This window comes from Paraburkholderia sp. GAS82 (assembly GCF_050436285.1).
Lineage (GTDB): Bacteria > Pseudomonadota > Gammaproteobacteria > Burkholderiales > Burkholderiaceae > Paraburkholderia > Paraburkholderia phenazinium_B.
The window spans coordinates 133475-148440 of record NZ_JBNDLX010000003.1; the positions used below are offsets into that span (position 1 = coordinate 133475).

General features: G+C 63.5%; 14 protein-coding genes. 6 read left to right on the plus strand and 8 right to left on the minus strand.

Annotated elements, in window-relative coordinates:
• The first annotated feature begins 7 nt into the window (after positions 1 to 7).
• The 3 genes from gspL to P3T17_RS10955 are packed head-to-tail and all read left to right on the plus strand — an operon-like array spanning position 8 to position 2713.
• The gene (gene gspL / locus P3T17_RS10945) at positions 8 to 1411 is read left to right on the plus strand and encodes a type II secretion system protein GspL (protein ID WP_429406632.1); all 1404 of its coding nucleotides are present in this window, start codon (positions 8 to 10) and stop codon (positions 1409 to 1411) included.
• Positions 1408 to 1911 (plus strand): type II secretion system protein GspM, encoded by a 504-nt coding sequence (gene gspM / locus P3T17_RS10950; RefSeq protein ID WP_074262976.1) that lies wholly within the window; start codon positions 1408 to 1410, stop codon positions 1909 to 1911. The genes gspL and gspM overlap by 4 nt, the downstream gene beginning before the upstream one ends.
• Positions 1912 to 1933: 22 nt before the next feature.
• On the plus strand, positions 1934 to 2713 hold the full coding sequence (locus P3T17_RS10955) for a type II secretion system protein N (protein ID WP_074262977.1): 780 nt from the start codon (positions 1934 to 1936) through the stop codon (positions 2711 to 2713).
• Positions 2714 to 2846: 133 nt separating this feature from the next.
• On the opposite strand, the gene P3T17_RS10960 is transcribed toward P3T17_RS10955, so the two are convergent.
• Together P3T17_RS10960 and P3T17_RS10965 are read right to left on the minus strand one after the other, a co-directional pair.
• On the minus strand, positions 2847 to 4382 hold the full coding sequence (locus P3T17_RS10960; protein ID WP_429287688.1) for an efflux transporter outer membrane subunit: 1536 nt from the start codon (positions 4380 to 4382) through the stop codon (positions 2847 to 2849).
• Positions 4383 to 4590: 208 nt separating this feature from the next.
• Positions 4591 to 4848 carry a hypothetical protein gene (locus tag P3T17_RS10965; RefSeq protein ID WP_429287824.1) on the minus strand — a complete coding sequence of 86 codons (258 nt, stop codon included), beginning with the start codon at positions 4846 to 4848 and terminating at the stop codon, positions 4591 to 4593.
• Positions 4849 to 5106: 258 nt separating this feature from the next.
• Here P3T17_RS10965 and P3T17_RS10970 point away from each other — a divergent pair, with 258 nt between their 5' ends.
• Complete coding sequence (locus P3T17_RS10970; RefSeq protein ID WP_074262980.1) at positions 5107 to 5628, plus strand: MarR family winged helix-turn-helix transcriptional regulator; 522 nt, start codon at positions 5107 to 5109, stop codon at positions 5626 to 5628.
• A gap of 214 nt (positions 5629 to 5842) precedes the next feature.
• Positions 5843 to 7405 (plus strand): DHA2 family efflux MFS transporter permease subunit, encoded by a 1563-nt coding sequence (locus P3T17_RS10975; protein ID WP_429406634.1) that lies wholly within the window; start codon positions 5843 to 5845, stop codon positions 7403 to 7405.
• A 52-nt stretch (positions 7406 to 7457) separates the two neighbouring features.
• On the opposite strand, the gene P3T17_RS10980 is transcribed toward P3T17_RS10975, so the two are convergent.
• The 4 genes from P3T17_RS10980 to ada all read right to left on the minus strand — a co-directional run bounded on the left by P3T17_RS10980 (position 7458) and on the right by ada (position 12100).
• Positions 7458 to 7955, minus strand: coding sequence for a hypothetical protein (locus tag P3T17_RS10980; protein ID WP_429406635.1), 498 nt, complete (start codon positions 7953 to 7955; stop codon positions 7458 to 7460).
• A 149-nt stretch (positions 7956 to 8104) separates the two neighbouring features.
• Positions 8105 to 9721 (minus strand): glutamate--cysteine ligase, encoded by a 1617-nt coding sequence (gene gshA, locus P3T17_RS10985; RefSeq protein WP_429406637.1) that lies wholly within the window; start codon positions 9719 to 9721, stop codon positions 8105 to 8107.
• Positions 9722 to 9971: 250 nt separating this feature from the next.
• Positions 9972 to 10889, minus strand: a complete 918-nt coding sequence (locus P3T17_RS10990) for a DNA-3-methyladenine glycosylase family protein (RefSeq protein WP_429287684.1) — start codon at positions 10887 to 10889, stop codon at positions 9972 to 9974.
• Complete coding sequence (ada, locus tag P3T17_RS10995) at positions 10886 to 12100, minus strand: bifunctional DNA-binding transcriptional regulator/O6-methylguanine-DNA methyltransferase Ada (protein WP_429287683.1); 1215 nt, start codon at positions 12098 to 12100, stop codon at positions 10886 to 10888. Before ada ends, P3T17_RS10990 begins: the two co-directional genes overlap by 4 nt.
• A gap of 396 nt (positions 12101 to 12496) precedes the next feature.
• Here ada and P3T17_RS11000 point away from each other — a divergent pair, with 396 nt between their 5' ends.
• On the plus strand, positions 12497 to 12910 hold the full coding sequence (locus P3T17_RS11000; RefSeq protein WP_074262984.1) for a VOC family protein: 414 nt from the start codon (positions 12497 to 12499) through the stop codon (positions 12908 to 12910).
• Positions 12911 to 12939: 29 nt separating this feature from the next.
• Here P3T17_RS11000 and P3T17_RS11005 read toward each other — a convergent pair whose 3' ends face one another.
• Both P3T17_RS11005 and P3T17_RS11010 read right to left on the minus strand, forming a co-directional pair.
• On the minus strand, positions 12940 to 13494 hold the full coding sequence (locus P3T17_RS11005; RefSeq protein WP_429406639.1) for a YaeQ family protein: 555 nt from the start codon (positions 13492 to 13494) through the stop codon (positions 12940 to 12942).
• 239 nt (positions 13495 to 13733) lie between these two features.
• Entirely contained in the window at positions 13734 to 14711 is a 978-nt protein-coding gene (locus tag P3T17_RS11010) for a LysR family transcriptional regulator (RefSeq protein WP_074262986.1), read from the minus strand.
• Between the last annotated feature and the right edge of the window lie 255 nt (positions 14712 to 14966).

The following is a 14966-nucleotide window of genomic DNA, read 5'->3' on the forward strand; positions in this document are numbered from 1 at the left end:
GTGGCCTTTGAGCACACTGATCGTCCTTCTGCCGCCGCGTGACCCGGCGGTGCCATCGCAGGAATGGCAACTGCCGGAGCTGCCGTTCGTGTTGCTCGACAAGTCGGGCCGCACGCAGCGCGCCGGTCGGGCCTCGCTCGCGCTGCTGCCGCGTACCTCGTCGACGGTCCTGATGGTCGCGGCCCGCGACCTCCTGATGATGCCCGCTACCCTGCCCCCGCTGAAGGGACCGCGTCTGCGTCAGGCATTGCCAAACATCGTCGAAGATCAACTGATCCAGGATCCGCAAACCTGTCATATCGCGCTCGATCCGCAACCGCTCGGCAAAGGCCGGCATCTGCTCGCCATCATCGATCGCGGCTGGTTCCGCTTCATCTGCGAAGCTTTCGCTGCAGCCGGTCATCGCAGCGTGCGTGCCGTGCCGGTTACGCGTTGTCTGCCGTCGGCTCCGGTCACCGTCGCTGCCACTGAAACCGCCGCCGCGCTCGCTGAAGCCGAGGCCGAAGCAGCCTCGGCGACGTTGAAACCCGGGGCAGCGGCCAAGCTCGCGGCTGGTCTGCCAATCGAGCCGCCCGCGCCAGTCGTCGCGGCCGTGCTCGGCGCCGTCGTCTCCACTGCGCCCGCCCTGCTGCTCGAGGCGGCGCCGGAGTCCAGCACCACTCGTGTGGAACTGGCGATTGCGCGCGGTCGCCAGGGCGAGGGGCTCGCGTTGCCGGCGACGGCTGTCAACAGTACTCTCGAGGCGCTCTCGGGCGCCGCGCCGGTCACGCTTTATCAGCTCACCGAGGTGCCGGGTAACGAGCCGGGCATGGGTTCGGGCGCGCAGGCGAAACTCGCCGGCCAGGTGCAGGGCGCACAACCGTTGCCGTTCGAGAAGCTCGCGCGCCGCGCACTCGAATGCCGTTTCGATCTGTGTCAGTTCGAGTTCGCTTCGCAGCCTTGGCGGCTCGATCGCGCCACGTTACGGCGTCTGCGTTTTCCGATCGTGCTGGCGGTTGCCGCGCTGGTGGTCGCGATCATCGGCGTCAACGTGCAGTGGATGGTGCTCGCGCATCAGCGCGATGCGATCAACGCGCAGATGACCGAGGTGCTGCTCAACACTTTCCCGAAGACCACCGTCGTGCTCGATGCGCCCGATCAGATGTCGCGCCAGATGCAGCAGTTGCGCGTGGCGGCGGGTGAACTGTCGCCGGACGACTTCCTGTCACTTGCCTCCGGATTCGCGCGCTCGCTCGGACCGTTGCCGGTCAACGGCATCGCGGCGCTCGACTATCACGACCGTCGGCTGGACGTGACGTTCAAACCGGAAGTCAAAGTGGATCCTGGCTTCGCGCAACGTCTGTCAATCAACGGGTTGTCCGGCGCGATCGATAGCAATACCGGCAAGTGGACCATCAGGAGCGGACAATGAAAGCGGAACTTGCTCAAACGTGGGCCGGATTCTGGGACGGACGCACCGAGCGCGAGAAAACGCTGCTGCTTTGGGGGGGCGTGGCCCTCGGCGTGGTGATTGCGTGGTCGATCCTGTTGGCCCCTGCCCTCGACGGCCGCGCGCATTTACGCGAGAGCCTGCCGGCGATACAGCGTCAGCTCGCGCAGATGACGGCGCAAGCCGATGAAGCGCGCAGCCTGTCGTCCGCTGCTCAAGGCGTGGCGCCCACTGGCGGCGCCCTCAAGGATGCGCTCACCGCTTCGCTTACCGAACACGGTCTCGTGCCGCTGCAAGTGCAGTTGATGGGCAACGCTGTGCAGGTCCAGTTGAAGAACGCGTCGTTTCCTGCGTGGACTGCCTGGGTCGACGATGTGCGCAAGCAGTTCAAGGTGCAGATTGCCGAAGCCCATATCACGGCGCTCAAGGACGATGGACAGGTCGACCTGACGGCGTCGCTGCAGCCATCGACCGCCAAATGACGGTGCAGCCACAGGATCTCGCATGAATTTCTGGATGCGGCGCCTGCGCGCTGCCCTGCCGTGGCTGCTGGTCGCGGTGTTGTCGAGCGGTACGGTTTTGCTGGTGCTGTTGCCTGCGGCATGGATCACGCCGCAGTTCACGAAGGCGAGCGGCGGTCACGTCAATCTGGTCGATCCCGCCGGCTCGCTCTGGAATGGTTCGGCCACGCTGATGCTGGCCGCTGGATCGGATACCAGCTCGGCGACGCTTCTGCCGGGCCGGATCGAATGGCACACCGCCTTCTGGCCGCTCTTCACCGGCCGCGTGCAGATGACGATGCTGCAAAGCGAAGCGATGCCCGTTCCTGTCACCGTCGACGCTACCCGTCGCGGCGCCGTGGTGTCGCAAGGTTCGATCGCCGTGCCGGCGACGTTGCTCAAGGGCCTCGGCGCACCGTTCAACACGCTCGATCTGCAAGGCGAAGTGCGGCTTGCGTGGAGCGACTGGCGCAGCTTCGGCCAGGAAGCGTTCGGACAACTGACGGTTACGCTGAACGATGCCAGTTCGCGGGTGTCGCTGGTCAAGCCGCTTGGTTCGTACCAGGTGGTGATTCAGGCGCAAGGCAACAGCTCGACCATCGATCTCTCGACGCTTAAGGGTCCATTGACGCTGAAGGGTCACGGCATGGTGGGGGGCGGTGTGTCATCGTTTAACGGCACGGCGAGCGCCGCCCCCGAGGCGCGCGACAACCTTGCGGGCCTGCTGAATCTGCTCGGGCGGCCGAGCGGTCCGGATACGGTAGCGTTGACCTTCGTGCACTGATCGCGGCACTGAGCGCTACGTGCGGCACTGGCGCTCGTGGTGGAGAAAGGCGAAAGGGGTATGGCCGCGTGACGGTCATACCCCTTCTGTATAAATGCGGTTTGTTTGCTGCCAATCCGACGCGGTTGCTTTCCTAGTCGCTTCTGACAGCCGTCGAAGGCGTTGAGATTGCGGAAGCAGCATCCGGCGGCGCCACGGTGCCGGTTTCTCTCGCCATCTGCGATACATCCCAGCCGCCGCCAAGGGCCTTCACCAGACCCACCGACGACACCATCCGCTCTCCCGACAGCGTGGCCAGTTTCTGCTCAGCGGTGAAGGCGGTGGTCTGCGCGGTCAGCACGCTCAGGTATGCCACGGTGCCCGACTTATACTGGTTCGTGACGATAGCCAGCGCTTGCTGGGCCGAAATGACGGCTTGCTGCTGCACGCCGATTTCCTGCTCCAGAATGCGCTGCGATGCGAGGTTGTCCTCGACGTCCTGAAACGCTGCCAGCACCGTTTGACGGTAGACCGCCACGTCCTCGTCGTAGGCGGCGCGGGCCGCTTCGGTCTGCGCCGAGCGCAAGCCACCATCGAAGATCGTGCCGGCAAGTTGCGGGCCGAGCGTCCAGAAGCGCGCTGGCGCGGTGAGCAATTGCGACAGCACGGAACTCTCGAAGCCGCCGCTCGCGGATAGCGTCAGCGACGGGAAGAACGCGGAGATCGCCACGCCGATCTGTTCGTTGGCGGCCTTGGCGGCGCGCTCGGCCGCCGCGATGTCGGGTCGGCGCTCGAGCAGCGCAGACGGCATCTGCGCGGGCACGGACGGCGGCGTTGCGGTGAGCGGCACAGGCGTAATCGAGAAAGTCGAGGCGGGCTGGCCGACCAGCACTGCAATCGCGTGTTCGTCTTCAGCACGGGCGATGCCATTGTCGATCGCGGCGGCCTGTGCCGATTGCAGTTGCGCCTGTGCCTGAATCACGTCCGAGCGTGCGGCGACGCCCTGTGCGTACTGGTTCTGCGTGAGCTTGAGCGATTTCTCGTAAGCGACAACCGTGTCGTCGAGCAGCTTCTGCATTGCATCGAGCTCGCGCAGCGAGAAATAGGTCTGCGCCAATGTGCCCTGCGCGGACAGCCGCGCATTGGCGAGCGTGGCGGCGGCGCCCTGCTGGCCGGCTTCCTGCGCGCTGACGGTGCGGCTAACCTTGCCCCACAGGTCCGGCTCCCAGCTCGCGTCGAGTGACAGGTTGTAGCTGTTGCTGACGCTCGAGCGCGTCCCCGAGGTCGAGCTCGCTGCCGAGCCATTGCCCGAGCGGGTCAGGCCGGCCGAGCCGCTGATCACCGGGAAATACGCGGCGCGGGCTTCACCGACCAGCGCGCGGGCCTGCCGGTAAGCGGCGGCATATTGGGCGACGGTCTGGTTCGAGGTATTCAGCTTGTCTTCGAGGGCGTTCAGTTCCGCGTCGTCGTAGATGGCCCACCATTGACCGCGGTCGTGCTGATCGGACGGTTGCGCAACCTTCCAGCCTGGCGCCGCTTCCTTATAGGATGCGGGCACGTCGGTGGTGGGCGTCTTATAGTCGGGGCCCACCGCGCAGCCTGTCACCAGCGCGGCGAGCGCAGCGGCAACTGCGAGAGTCAGGGCGCGCGGAGCAACGGCCCGCGCGTGCGAGCTTCGGTCAAACTGCATGCAATCAATTCCTGTCGATTCGGCCGAGGCGCGTTCCTGAGTGACAACGGGATCCCGGGAAGGTCGGCGGGCGGAATGCCCGGATGACAAAGCGAGACGGGACATCGCGACGATCCGGAATGGTAGCGTACGCGATGCCGATGACGCAGAAAATTGAAAGAGTAATGCGCGACGCGCGGTGGGTGTGTAACCGGTCCTGCGGAGACGGTTACGTGCCGTTACGGCAGGGCTGTGCGCCCGTGAGGCCTGGCAGCGTCGGCGACTGTTTGGCCGGCTGGGCCGGGTGGCCGTTGCGGCGACGGTCGATCCACGCAAAGAACAACACCCCGAGCGATCCCCCCGGCAGCACGAACATCACCACGTAGAGCGCGAGTTTCCACCAGCGGTACGGGCCTTGAAAGCTCTGCACTGCGGAGTCGTGAAGCGAGCGGCTCAGGCCGCTCAGGGTGTTTTTCAGGTACAGCATGACGGGGATCCTCTGCGCACCGCCAAGGTAGGGTGCGCGGCAAAGCGGTCAGAACATGGTCTCGGGTGGCGCGAATCGCGCGTAACTCGTTGCCTGTAATAATATTGACTATGCAATTAAATTTCAAGATACTTTGCTGCACGTCAGCATGCCGTGTTGTTTTTTCACCCGCATGACGAAGCGAATTTTCAGATTGACTTGTCTGCTTAGGCAGCTAAAATCCGGTCTGCTTCCTGATGTTTCCAAAGCGAGTTTTCGATGACCGACGGTCCCTATAACGCGGACGAGATTCACCTCGAATCGAGTCTTGGCTATTACCTGTCGAAAGCGCGCAATGTGCTGGTCGAACGGATGGATCGGGCGGTTAAGCCGTTGGGCCTTACCGCGCAGCAGATCGGTGTGATCCTGATGCTGTCGTGCGAGCGGGCCCATACGCCGTATGAGCTGTCGCGCGCCATGTCGTACGACAGCGGTTCGATGACGCGCATGCTTGATCGCCTTGAAAAGAAAGGCTTTATCGTCCGCACGCGCAGCGATGCCGACCGCCGCATGGTCAAGCTCGAACTCACGCCGCAAGGTCGGGAAGTCGCCCGGCAGTTGCCGCGTTTGGGTGCCGCGGTGCTGAACGAACAGTTGCAAGGTTTTACCGCTGAAGATATTGCGACGCTGACGACGTTGCTCGGCCGTCTGATCAAAAACGGCTCGGGGAGCGGGACCGATGACGGATTCATGGCCTGCCCTGGAGCAGGCAATTCACCGTCGCCGGAAGACAGCAAGTAGCCGGGCAAGAAGCCACGATGTAGCCACGAGACGCGTTTTTTCACGCGTCGATGTTTAAGCAGGTATCTGTCTGGGCAGAAAGTGACAAAACATCTATGGCACCGCGTATGGCGGTGAAATATGCATGCTGAGTCAAGCTTTTTGTCCCCGGCAGCTTTGCATGGAGTCGGAGTAAGCGCAAAAGCGCCAACTTCGGCCGACAGGAGATTCGATCATGGCCGCTACGGCTCCCGCAGTTGCCCCACCCGCCGCTGAACCGGCGCCGCTAGCCGGCGGCACGCTGGCGTTGCTCACTCTTGGTCTCGCTCTCGGCACGTTCATGGAAGTGCTCGACACCTCGATCGCCAACGTCGCTGTGCCGACCATCTCCGGAAGTCTGGGCGTTGCCACCAGCCAGGGCACCTGGGTGATTTCGTCGTATTCGGTCGCCTCGGCGATCGCGGTGCCGTTGACCGGTTGGCTCGCGCGACGGGTGGGCGAGGTGCGCCTGTTCACGCTCTCGGTTCTGCTGTTCTCGATCGCTTCGGCCTTGTGCGGCTTTGCGCAGAACTTTGAATCGCTGATCGCCTTCCGGCTGCTTCAGGGACTGGTCTCCGGACCAATGGTGCCGCTTTCGCAGACCATCCTGATGCGCTCGTATCCACCGGAGAAGCGCGGCCTCGCGCTCGGCCTGTGGGCGATGACCGTGATCGTCGCCCCGATCTTCGGGCCGGTGATGGGCGGCTGGATCACCGATAACTATACGTGGCCGTGGATCTTCTACATCAACGTGCCGATTGGCCTGTTTTCGGCGGCGTGCGCGTTCGTGCTGCTGCGCGGCCGTGAGACGAAAACGACGAAGCAGCGTATTGATGCAGTAGGCCTCGCTCTGCTGGTAACCGGTGTGTCGTGCTTACAGATGATGCTCGACCTCGGCAAGGACCGCGACTGGTTCAACTCCACCTTCATTGTGGCGCTGGCGATCATTGCGGTGATTTCGATTGCCTTCATGCTGGTCTGGGAGACGACCGAGAAGGAGCCGGTGATCGACCTGTCGCTCTTCAAGGACCGCAACTTCGCGCTCGGCGTGCTGATCATCTCGTTCGGTTTCATGGCGTTCTTCGGTTCGGTGGTGATCTTCCCGCTCTGGTTGCAGACGGTGATGGGCTACACAGCAGGCATCGCAGGTCTGGCCACCGCGCCGGTCGGCTTGCTGGCGCTCGTGCTATCGCCAATGATCGGCCGCAACATGCACCGTCTCAATCTGCGGATGGTAGCGAGCTTCGCGTTTGTCGTATTCGCGTTCGTCTCGTTCTGGAACTCGACCTTCACGCTCGACGTGCCGTTCAGTCACGTGATCTTGCCGCGGCTGGTGCAGGGTATTGGTGTCGCCTGTTTCTTCGTGCCGATGACCACGATCACGCTATCGAGCGTGTCCGATGAGCGTCTGGCGAGCGCCTCGGGCCTGTCGAATTTCTTCCGTACCTTGTCGGGCGCAATCGGCACCGCGGTTAGCACAACGTACTGGGAAAACGACACGATCTACCATCACGCGATCCTGACGGAATCGGTAAGTACCTACGCTCCGAATACGACCACCTATAGCGATTCACTCACGAGCCTCGGCTTTGCCGGCCAAGGCTTATCTGCGCAATTGAATCAGATCGTGACGCAGCAGGCGTACATGATGGCCACCAACGATTTCTTCCGCATCTCGTGCGCCGCCTTCATCGTGCTAGCCGGGCTGGTGTGGATTACGAAGCCGCGCAAGGGCGCGGGTCCTTCGCTGGGGCATTGAGCGCCATTGAACGGCTTTGAACGGCGCCGTCGGCCGGGGCGGCGCCGTTTGCCTACTGCGACACAGGCACGTCTCCCGGCGTGCTCACCGATTGCGCAGGCGCGGACTCCAGCGGCTGACTGGCCGGCGTGGCCACACCGGTGCCTTGCGGTGGCACGCTGACCGGCGCTCCACTTCTCACGAACTCCTTGAAATCGGCGCCCGCTTCCCACGGATTCGGCTTGCAGCCCAACGAGCTGTCGCAATGTGCCGCGAAGCCGATGGTGGCGGTGCCGTCGTTGTTCGACGTCCTCGTGATCTGATATGCGAGCGCGCGTTTGCCGCCATCGGGGCCGGCGGTCTGGATCAGCGAATCGGTGGCGGCTTCGATCTTGTAGGCGGAATGGCTGCTCACCCAGCTCTGGGCGCGTTGCCACCAGACGCTGCATTCGCTTGTATTCGAACAGGTGAGCGGCGTAGTGGCGATCTGCATGACGTCGGGATTCACCTGCCCGCGCGTCGTGCAGCCTGCGGTCAGAACACACAATGTTGCCAACAGAGCTTTCTTCATCGCGTTGCTTCCTCCCTGCGTGTAGACGACCGGATGCGCGTAGCGCGCGCCGATTGTCATTCAGTGTAAGGGTTGGACCCGTGCAATCGGGTGGCGTTTCATTCGTCCGTACGAGCGCGAATACGTTCGCGCGTGCGCGTGGCTCAAACTCAAACGCTAAAGCGATTCAACGTATACGCGCGATACGCCGCCACGAACGCGTCGAAAGATCCGACCTCTTCGCGCTCGAGTTTCGCCTGCTCTTCCAAAGACTTCACGGCCAACTCGCCGAACGCTTTCTCGACCTTCGCATCAAGCGGCCGCGAGCGGAAATACGCCGCGTGCGCTTCGCTTTGTTCAAGACCGAACTCGAGGAAGCTCTGTTTCCTGTCGCGCAGTGTCTGCAACACGCGCGCGGAAGGCGTTAGCGACGCATCAGCGAGCTTTGCGCGCTGCGCGGCGAGTGCACGTGCGTGCGCATCGCTCCCGTGTAACGCGTCCAGCGCCTTCGCTGCGATCTCGATCTTCGCGAACAGTTCGTCGGCCCATGCGTGCATCGCGACCTGCTGACCGTCGCGCGTCAGTTCGAGGCCGGGCTTGCGCCCTTCCATCGTGACGCGCCCGAAGTTCTGGTTGGCTTCGCAGTAAGCGTCTGCAGGCAGCGAAGGGCTATCGTCGAGTGCGCAGACCAGCAGGTAGGCATCGAGAAAGCGCGCGGTTTCGAGCGCAATGCCAGTCGGTTCGAACGGATCGATATCCATGCAGCGCACTTCGACGTATTGCACGCCGCGCGCGGCAAGCGCGTGCAGCGGACGCTCGCCCGGATACGTGATGCGTTTGGGGCGGATCGTCGAGTAAAACTCGTTTTCGATCTGCAACACGTTGGTGTTGATCTGCACCCACTCGCCGTCGCGCTGCGTGCCGATTTTCTCGTACGGTGGATACGGTTGGCTGACCGCCTTTGCCAACGCGTCGAGGTAGCCTGGCAGCGTGTCGTAGTCGGCCCGCAGCGCCGCCTGGGCGGTGGTGTTCGAGTAGCCGAGATCGCTCATCCGCAAGCTGGTGGCATAGGGGCGATACAGCGTGTCGGCGTCGAACGTCTCCAGCGTATGTTTGCGATCGCGCAAAAAGCGCCGGTCAAGCACGGGCGACGCGCCGAACAGATACATCAGCAGCCAGTTGGTGCGACGGAAATTGCGGATCATCGCGAGGTAACGGTCGGACTGGTAGTCCACCGCGCTCGCCGTGGATTGCTGTTCGGCGTGCAGCAGGCGCCACACTTCTTCGTTCAGCGAATAGTTGTAGTGGATTCCGGCAATGGTCTGCATCGTACGGCCGTAGCGCAACGCAAGGCCCACCCGGTACACGTACTTCAGCTTGCCGATGTTCGACGCACCGTACTGTGCGATCGGGATGCCGTCGTCAGTGGCGGGCAACAGGCCCGGCATCGAGTTGTTCCACAGGATCTCGCCATCGAGCTTTGCGTAGACGAAACGGTGCAGCTCATCGAGCTTCTCGAGCGTGATCGCGGCGTCGTGCTCTGCCGGTGTAATCAGTTCGATCAGCGCTTCCGAGTAATCAGTGGTCAGAGACGGATGGGTGAGCGCCGAGCCGAGCGCGCGCGGATGCGGCGTCATGGTGAGCTGGCCGTCGTGCGTGACGCGCAAGGCTTCCCTTTCGATGCCACGCAGGCCGGTCGTCAGCGCGTCCCGCTGCGGGCCGGCAGCCAGCAAGGCCAGGCGGTGCGAAAGCAGGTCGGTCGGGCGAGAAGGTGTTGTCTTTGGCATTGATGCGAGTCGGACGTTGTCGGCCGCCATGCGCCGCTCACGTGAGGCAATGTGTGGTCGACAACGTCCGGCGGAATTTTCAGTAGCGGGCACTTTAACATCTCGTCACCAGGCCTGCTTGAGGCCCCTTCGAGCGCCTCCTGAGCGGCTTTTGCCGAGGTGCCGCGAGCTGCTGTCGTCCCGTCCACTGTACGCCGCGCAAAGCGCCCGCGCGATGCGCGCTTGCCCCACTCGCCTGCTTTGCGTGGCGCTAGCCGCCGCGCGCCGCGCCCGCGCGGTCCGCCACTTCATTCCACAGATGCATGGCCGCGTATGCGCGCCAGGGCCGCCATGCGTCGGTACGAAGCCGTTGCTGGGTGGGCCGTACCAGAGCCGGATCGCGTGCCGCGATGGATTGCATCAGCACCAGGTCCCAGGCGGGCCAGGCGTCGGCGTCGCGCCAGGCGCGCATCGCCACGTATTCGACGGTCCACGGCCCGATACCGGGTAAGGCCAGCAGCGCGGCGCGTAAGGTGGCGGTGTCGACAGCATGACTGTCGAGCGGCACCGCGCCGCTTGCTACCGCTGCGGCAAAGCCTTGCAGCGCCGCCACGCGCTTGCCCGGCATGCCGATCTGCGCCATGTCCGCGGCGGCGAGGGCGGCCGGCGTCGGAAAGCGCCACGCGGTGCGCTCGTGCGGATGGTCTTCGATACGAAGACCTGCGCGCTGCACCAGCCGGCCGATGATCGTCGTGGCCGCCTTCACACTCACCTGTTGCCCGACGATCGCGCGCACCACCAGTTCGAACGCCGACCATGCGCCAGGCACGCGCAAGCCGGGCGCGGCTTCAATCAGAGGCGAGAGCCACGGATCGGAGGCGAAATGCGCGGCGATCGCCTTTGGATCGGCGTGCAGGTCGAACATCCGGGCAATCGGTGCACCCAACGCCTCCGCGTGCTGGCCGGCAGGACCTTCGATGGTGGCGACCAGACATCGTTTGCGCGGGTGGGGACGGACGGTTAGCGTGCCGCTGTCGCCGGCCCAATCGATGGCGCGACGGTACGCGCCGTCCTCGACCGCTTCGACGCCGGGAGTAGCGCGTCCATTGAAGAATCGCAGGATGCGCGGCCAGTCGAAGGGTGCCTTGAAGGGCAGCTCGAGGATGACGAGGTCGGTGGCAGTGCTCACGCGGCGTGGTCCAGATTGGGGGTGACAGCGGCGGTGGGCTTGGCTTTGCGTTTGCCTGCGGCGGTGCTGGTTGCGCTTGCGTTTGCTGTCGGGGTTGCCTTCGCTTTCATGGCCGCCCCGACGCCCGTTTCGACACCTTCACCCACGCCCGCATGCAGAGCCTCGGCATCCAGCAGCGCAGCCTTGCGGGGCAGTCCCCAGCGATAACCAGCGAGCGCCCCGCCCTTTTGCACGACCCGATGGCACGGAATCGCCAGCGCGACCGGGTTCGACGCGCAGGCGCTTGCCACGGCCCGCACCGCGCGCGGCGAACCGACCGCCTCGGCGATGTCCGAATAACTGCGCGTCTCGCCATAGGGAATGCGCCGCAGCGCGTCCCAGACGCGCTGGCGGAACGCGGTCGCGGCGATGTCGAGCGGCAGATCGAAGCGCTGACGCGTGCCATGCAGATAGGCGTCGACTTGCGCGATGAACGGTGCGAGCCGCTCCGCATCCTCGACCAGTTCCGCGTTGGCGAACTCGCCGCGCAGTTCGCTGGCAAGCGCGATGGGGTCGTCGCCGAAGCCGATCTTGCAGATACCTTTGGCAGTGGCGGCAACCAGCACGAATCCGAGCGACGTTGGCGCGCTGGCGTAATGCACGGTCAAGCCCGCCCCTTTGCGGCGGTAAGCCGACGGCGCCATGCCCAGCTCTCCCGGCGCGCTCTCGTACATACGAGACGGCGACCCGAAACCGGCGTCGACGGTGGCGCGCGTCACGTCCGTGCCGCGCTGGAGCGCATCGCGGAGCGCGGCGCCGCGCTGGGCCGCCTGATACTGCCGCGGCGACACCCCGACCACGCGCTTGAAGAGCCGCTGCAAATGAAACGGGCTGACGTGCACGGCATCGCTTAACTGCGTGAGCGTGAGGCGCTGTTGCGGATCGGCGTCGAGCGCGGCGCACGCGCGGTTGACGATCTCAAGTTCGCGCGGCAGACGGCCTGGCTGACAGCGCTTGCAATCGCGATAGCCGGCGGCGCGTGCGGCGTCTGTCGTAATGAAGAAATCGACGTTTTCACGACGCGGCTGGCGCGACGCGCACGATGGGCGGCAGAACACGCCGGTGGTTTTGACGCCGTAGAAGAAGGCGCCGTCGGCGTGCGGGTCGCGTTGGGTCACGGCGTCCCAGCGTTCAGCGGCGGTAGTCCAGGCAGATGTCACGGTGTGGTTCATGATGTCCTCGAAAAGACAGTTTCGATGGTCACCAATTTAGTTTGCATGGCGTCAGACTACGCTCCGGTTCTTGCTCTGTCATTGCGCGGGCCTTGTGGCGATGGGGTTTTGGGACCGGTTCCGCATCTGTTGCGACAAAACGCCACCCTATCGGGTTTTCCCTTAAAAAGTTATTGCGTCGCACCAACCCCGTGTGTATAGTAGGCCTTGTCTCCTCCATGTCTCCTCCTGATATGGATTCAGCCTGCTCCCTGAGAGCGGGCTTTTTTTTGCCTGTCATCAGCTGATTCGGCCCCGTATTTCTCCGCTCCTGCATTCCAAGGGCATACGCCCAGCAGCCCGCCTTTCTCCTACACTCGAACTGATTGCTAGAGAACCGGCCAAGGGGCGTTTTTCATGAAGATTCACATTCGCGAGATCGACCACGTCGTCATTCGGGTCGCTGATCCCGAGACGGTCACCCGCTTCTACTGCGACGTGCTCGGTTGCAGCGTCGAAAAAGAACAGCGCGATATCGGGCTGATCCAGTTGCGGGCGGGACGCTCGCTGATCGATCTGCTGACGGTCGGCGCCACGATTGACCGGCCCGATAGCGGCACGCCGGGTGAAGGTCGAAATATGGATCACCTATGCCTGCGCGTGGAAAAGTTCGACGGCGAGGCGCTGAAGGCGTATCTGAGTGAGCGCGGCGTACGTATCGGCGAACTGGGCGTGCGATATGGCGCCGATGGTTTCGGGCCGTCGCTGTATCTGTTCGATCCGGAAGGCAATATGGTCGAACTGAAGGGGCCGCCTGAGGGTGCTGCCTGACCGGGCGCGCCTGATTGACCGCGCCCTTCTTAAGCGTTCGCCGGCGCTTTCAACACAGTCCATTCAATCGGCACCGGATCTGAGTCCGCGCTGCCGAGCCAGGCCGCGCCGTCCTGCACCGTGCACTGCAGGCGCATGGTGCGTTCGGCCAGCCTGCCGAGCGCGGCGCCGACTTCCTCTCCGAGCGTCCAGACCGTGACATTGCGCAGCCGGTCCACCTTGTTGCGCACCCCCTGCCACCAGATCTCGGAAGTGCGGCCACCGTAGGCGATCACCACCACCTCGTTGGAGCGGCCGCTCGCCTTGGCGATGCGCCGCTCGTCTGGCTGGCCGACTTCGATCCAGGTCTCGATTGCGCCGGTCAGATCCTTTTGCCAGAGATCGGGCTCGTCGATGTCCGACAGGCCTTTGCAGAACTCGAGGCGTTCCTGTGCAAACAGCGCGAACGCCGCCACGCGCACCATCATGCGTTCGTCGGTTTCCGACGGATGGCGCGCAATAGTCAGCGCGTGATCGGCGTAGTAGTGCCGATCCATGTCGGCAATCTGCAGTTCCGCCTTATAAATCGTCGATTTCAGAGCCATGCCACACCAGGAGCCCGCGCTTGCGGACCTCACAGAAAAGGAATCATCGGCGGCTCGCTGCCGCCTACCGTTTTGTTTGTACATCGCTCGCTCCTCCACAGGGCTGCGGGGCCGGCGCGTGATGCCAGAAAAAGCTGGCAGCGAAACGTCGCCGGCTGGACTGCAGCCGTGGGGTGGCGAGGACGGATCATGCACGAGAACGCCTGCCCTGGCTGCTTTTTTCAGCCATTACAGAGCATTTAGCGTGCCACCGTGGGGTCGAAGGCCGCACCATACACGTCGGCGGCCGCTGTGCGCAAGGCTTCCAGCACCACGGACGCCGCCGGCGACAGCAATTGCGACTGGCGCGTGATGATACCGAACGTATCCATTCTGCACGGTAAATCCACCGGCATCCGTTGCAACATGCCGTACTGTTGGTATTGACGCGCCACTTCGTCCGGCAGGACAGCCAGCATGTCGCCTTGCAATAGCAGGCTCGAAATGGCCAGGAAATTGTTCGTATTCACCACGTCTTGTGGCGGATTGAGTCCAATCTGCGAAAACATCAGGTCAAAACGGTGGCGCAGCACGCTACCAGGCGGATGCAGCACCCAGCTTGCGTTCACAACATCGCGCAGCGTCAAACCTGTCTCATTTTCGAGAGGATGGCCGGTCCGCGCGACGACGCAAAGCGGTTCATCGGCGAGCGGCTCGTAGCGCACCTCAGTCTTGAGCGGATTCTGCCGTTCGAGCACCCGGCCAATCATGATGTCGAGCTCGCCCTCTGCAACCCGCTCGAGCATCACGTCGGACGTTTCCACCTGCAGCCAGATCTGCAACTGGGGGTAAAGCTCTTTCACGCTTGCGATAGCGCGTGGCACCATCGTCGCTGCGGCCGCGGCGATCACGCCGATACGCACCTGGCCGGTCAATCCGGCACGCAAGGCCGATATTTCATCATGCGCGTGACTCAGGTTTGACAACACCATGCGCGCGTGCCGGATCATCACCTCCCCATACATCGTGGCGAGCATACCGTGTGGGGTGCGGTCGAACAGGCTGACACCCAGCATGTCCTCCAGCTCCTTCAGAAGGCGCGACGCGGCGGGCTGGGTGATGCCGAGCGAATCGGCGGCGCGTCGTACGTTGCCCTCCTCTTCCATTGCGGCCAGCAACATCAGCTGCCGGGTTTTGAGTCGCCCGCGCACAAACCAGTTCGAATGACTGCGTGTCATGTTTATCCCGATAGCGTGGCCGAAAGCCGTCTGCCTCATGCGGCGGCTTCGATCATGCCATACCGGAATTGATATTCGGAATGCTGGAAAGCGCTATGAAACGCTATGCTCACCGACGTGGGTGTTTTGCGCATGAGGCGAATCGATCACAATGCGGATCGACGTCGGTCACTGCGAGCGGAGAAAAACAAAACGGCCAGGCGCGGTGCCTAGCCGTTTCCATTTACGTCGACGGACGACGTAATGTGTCTTTAA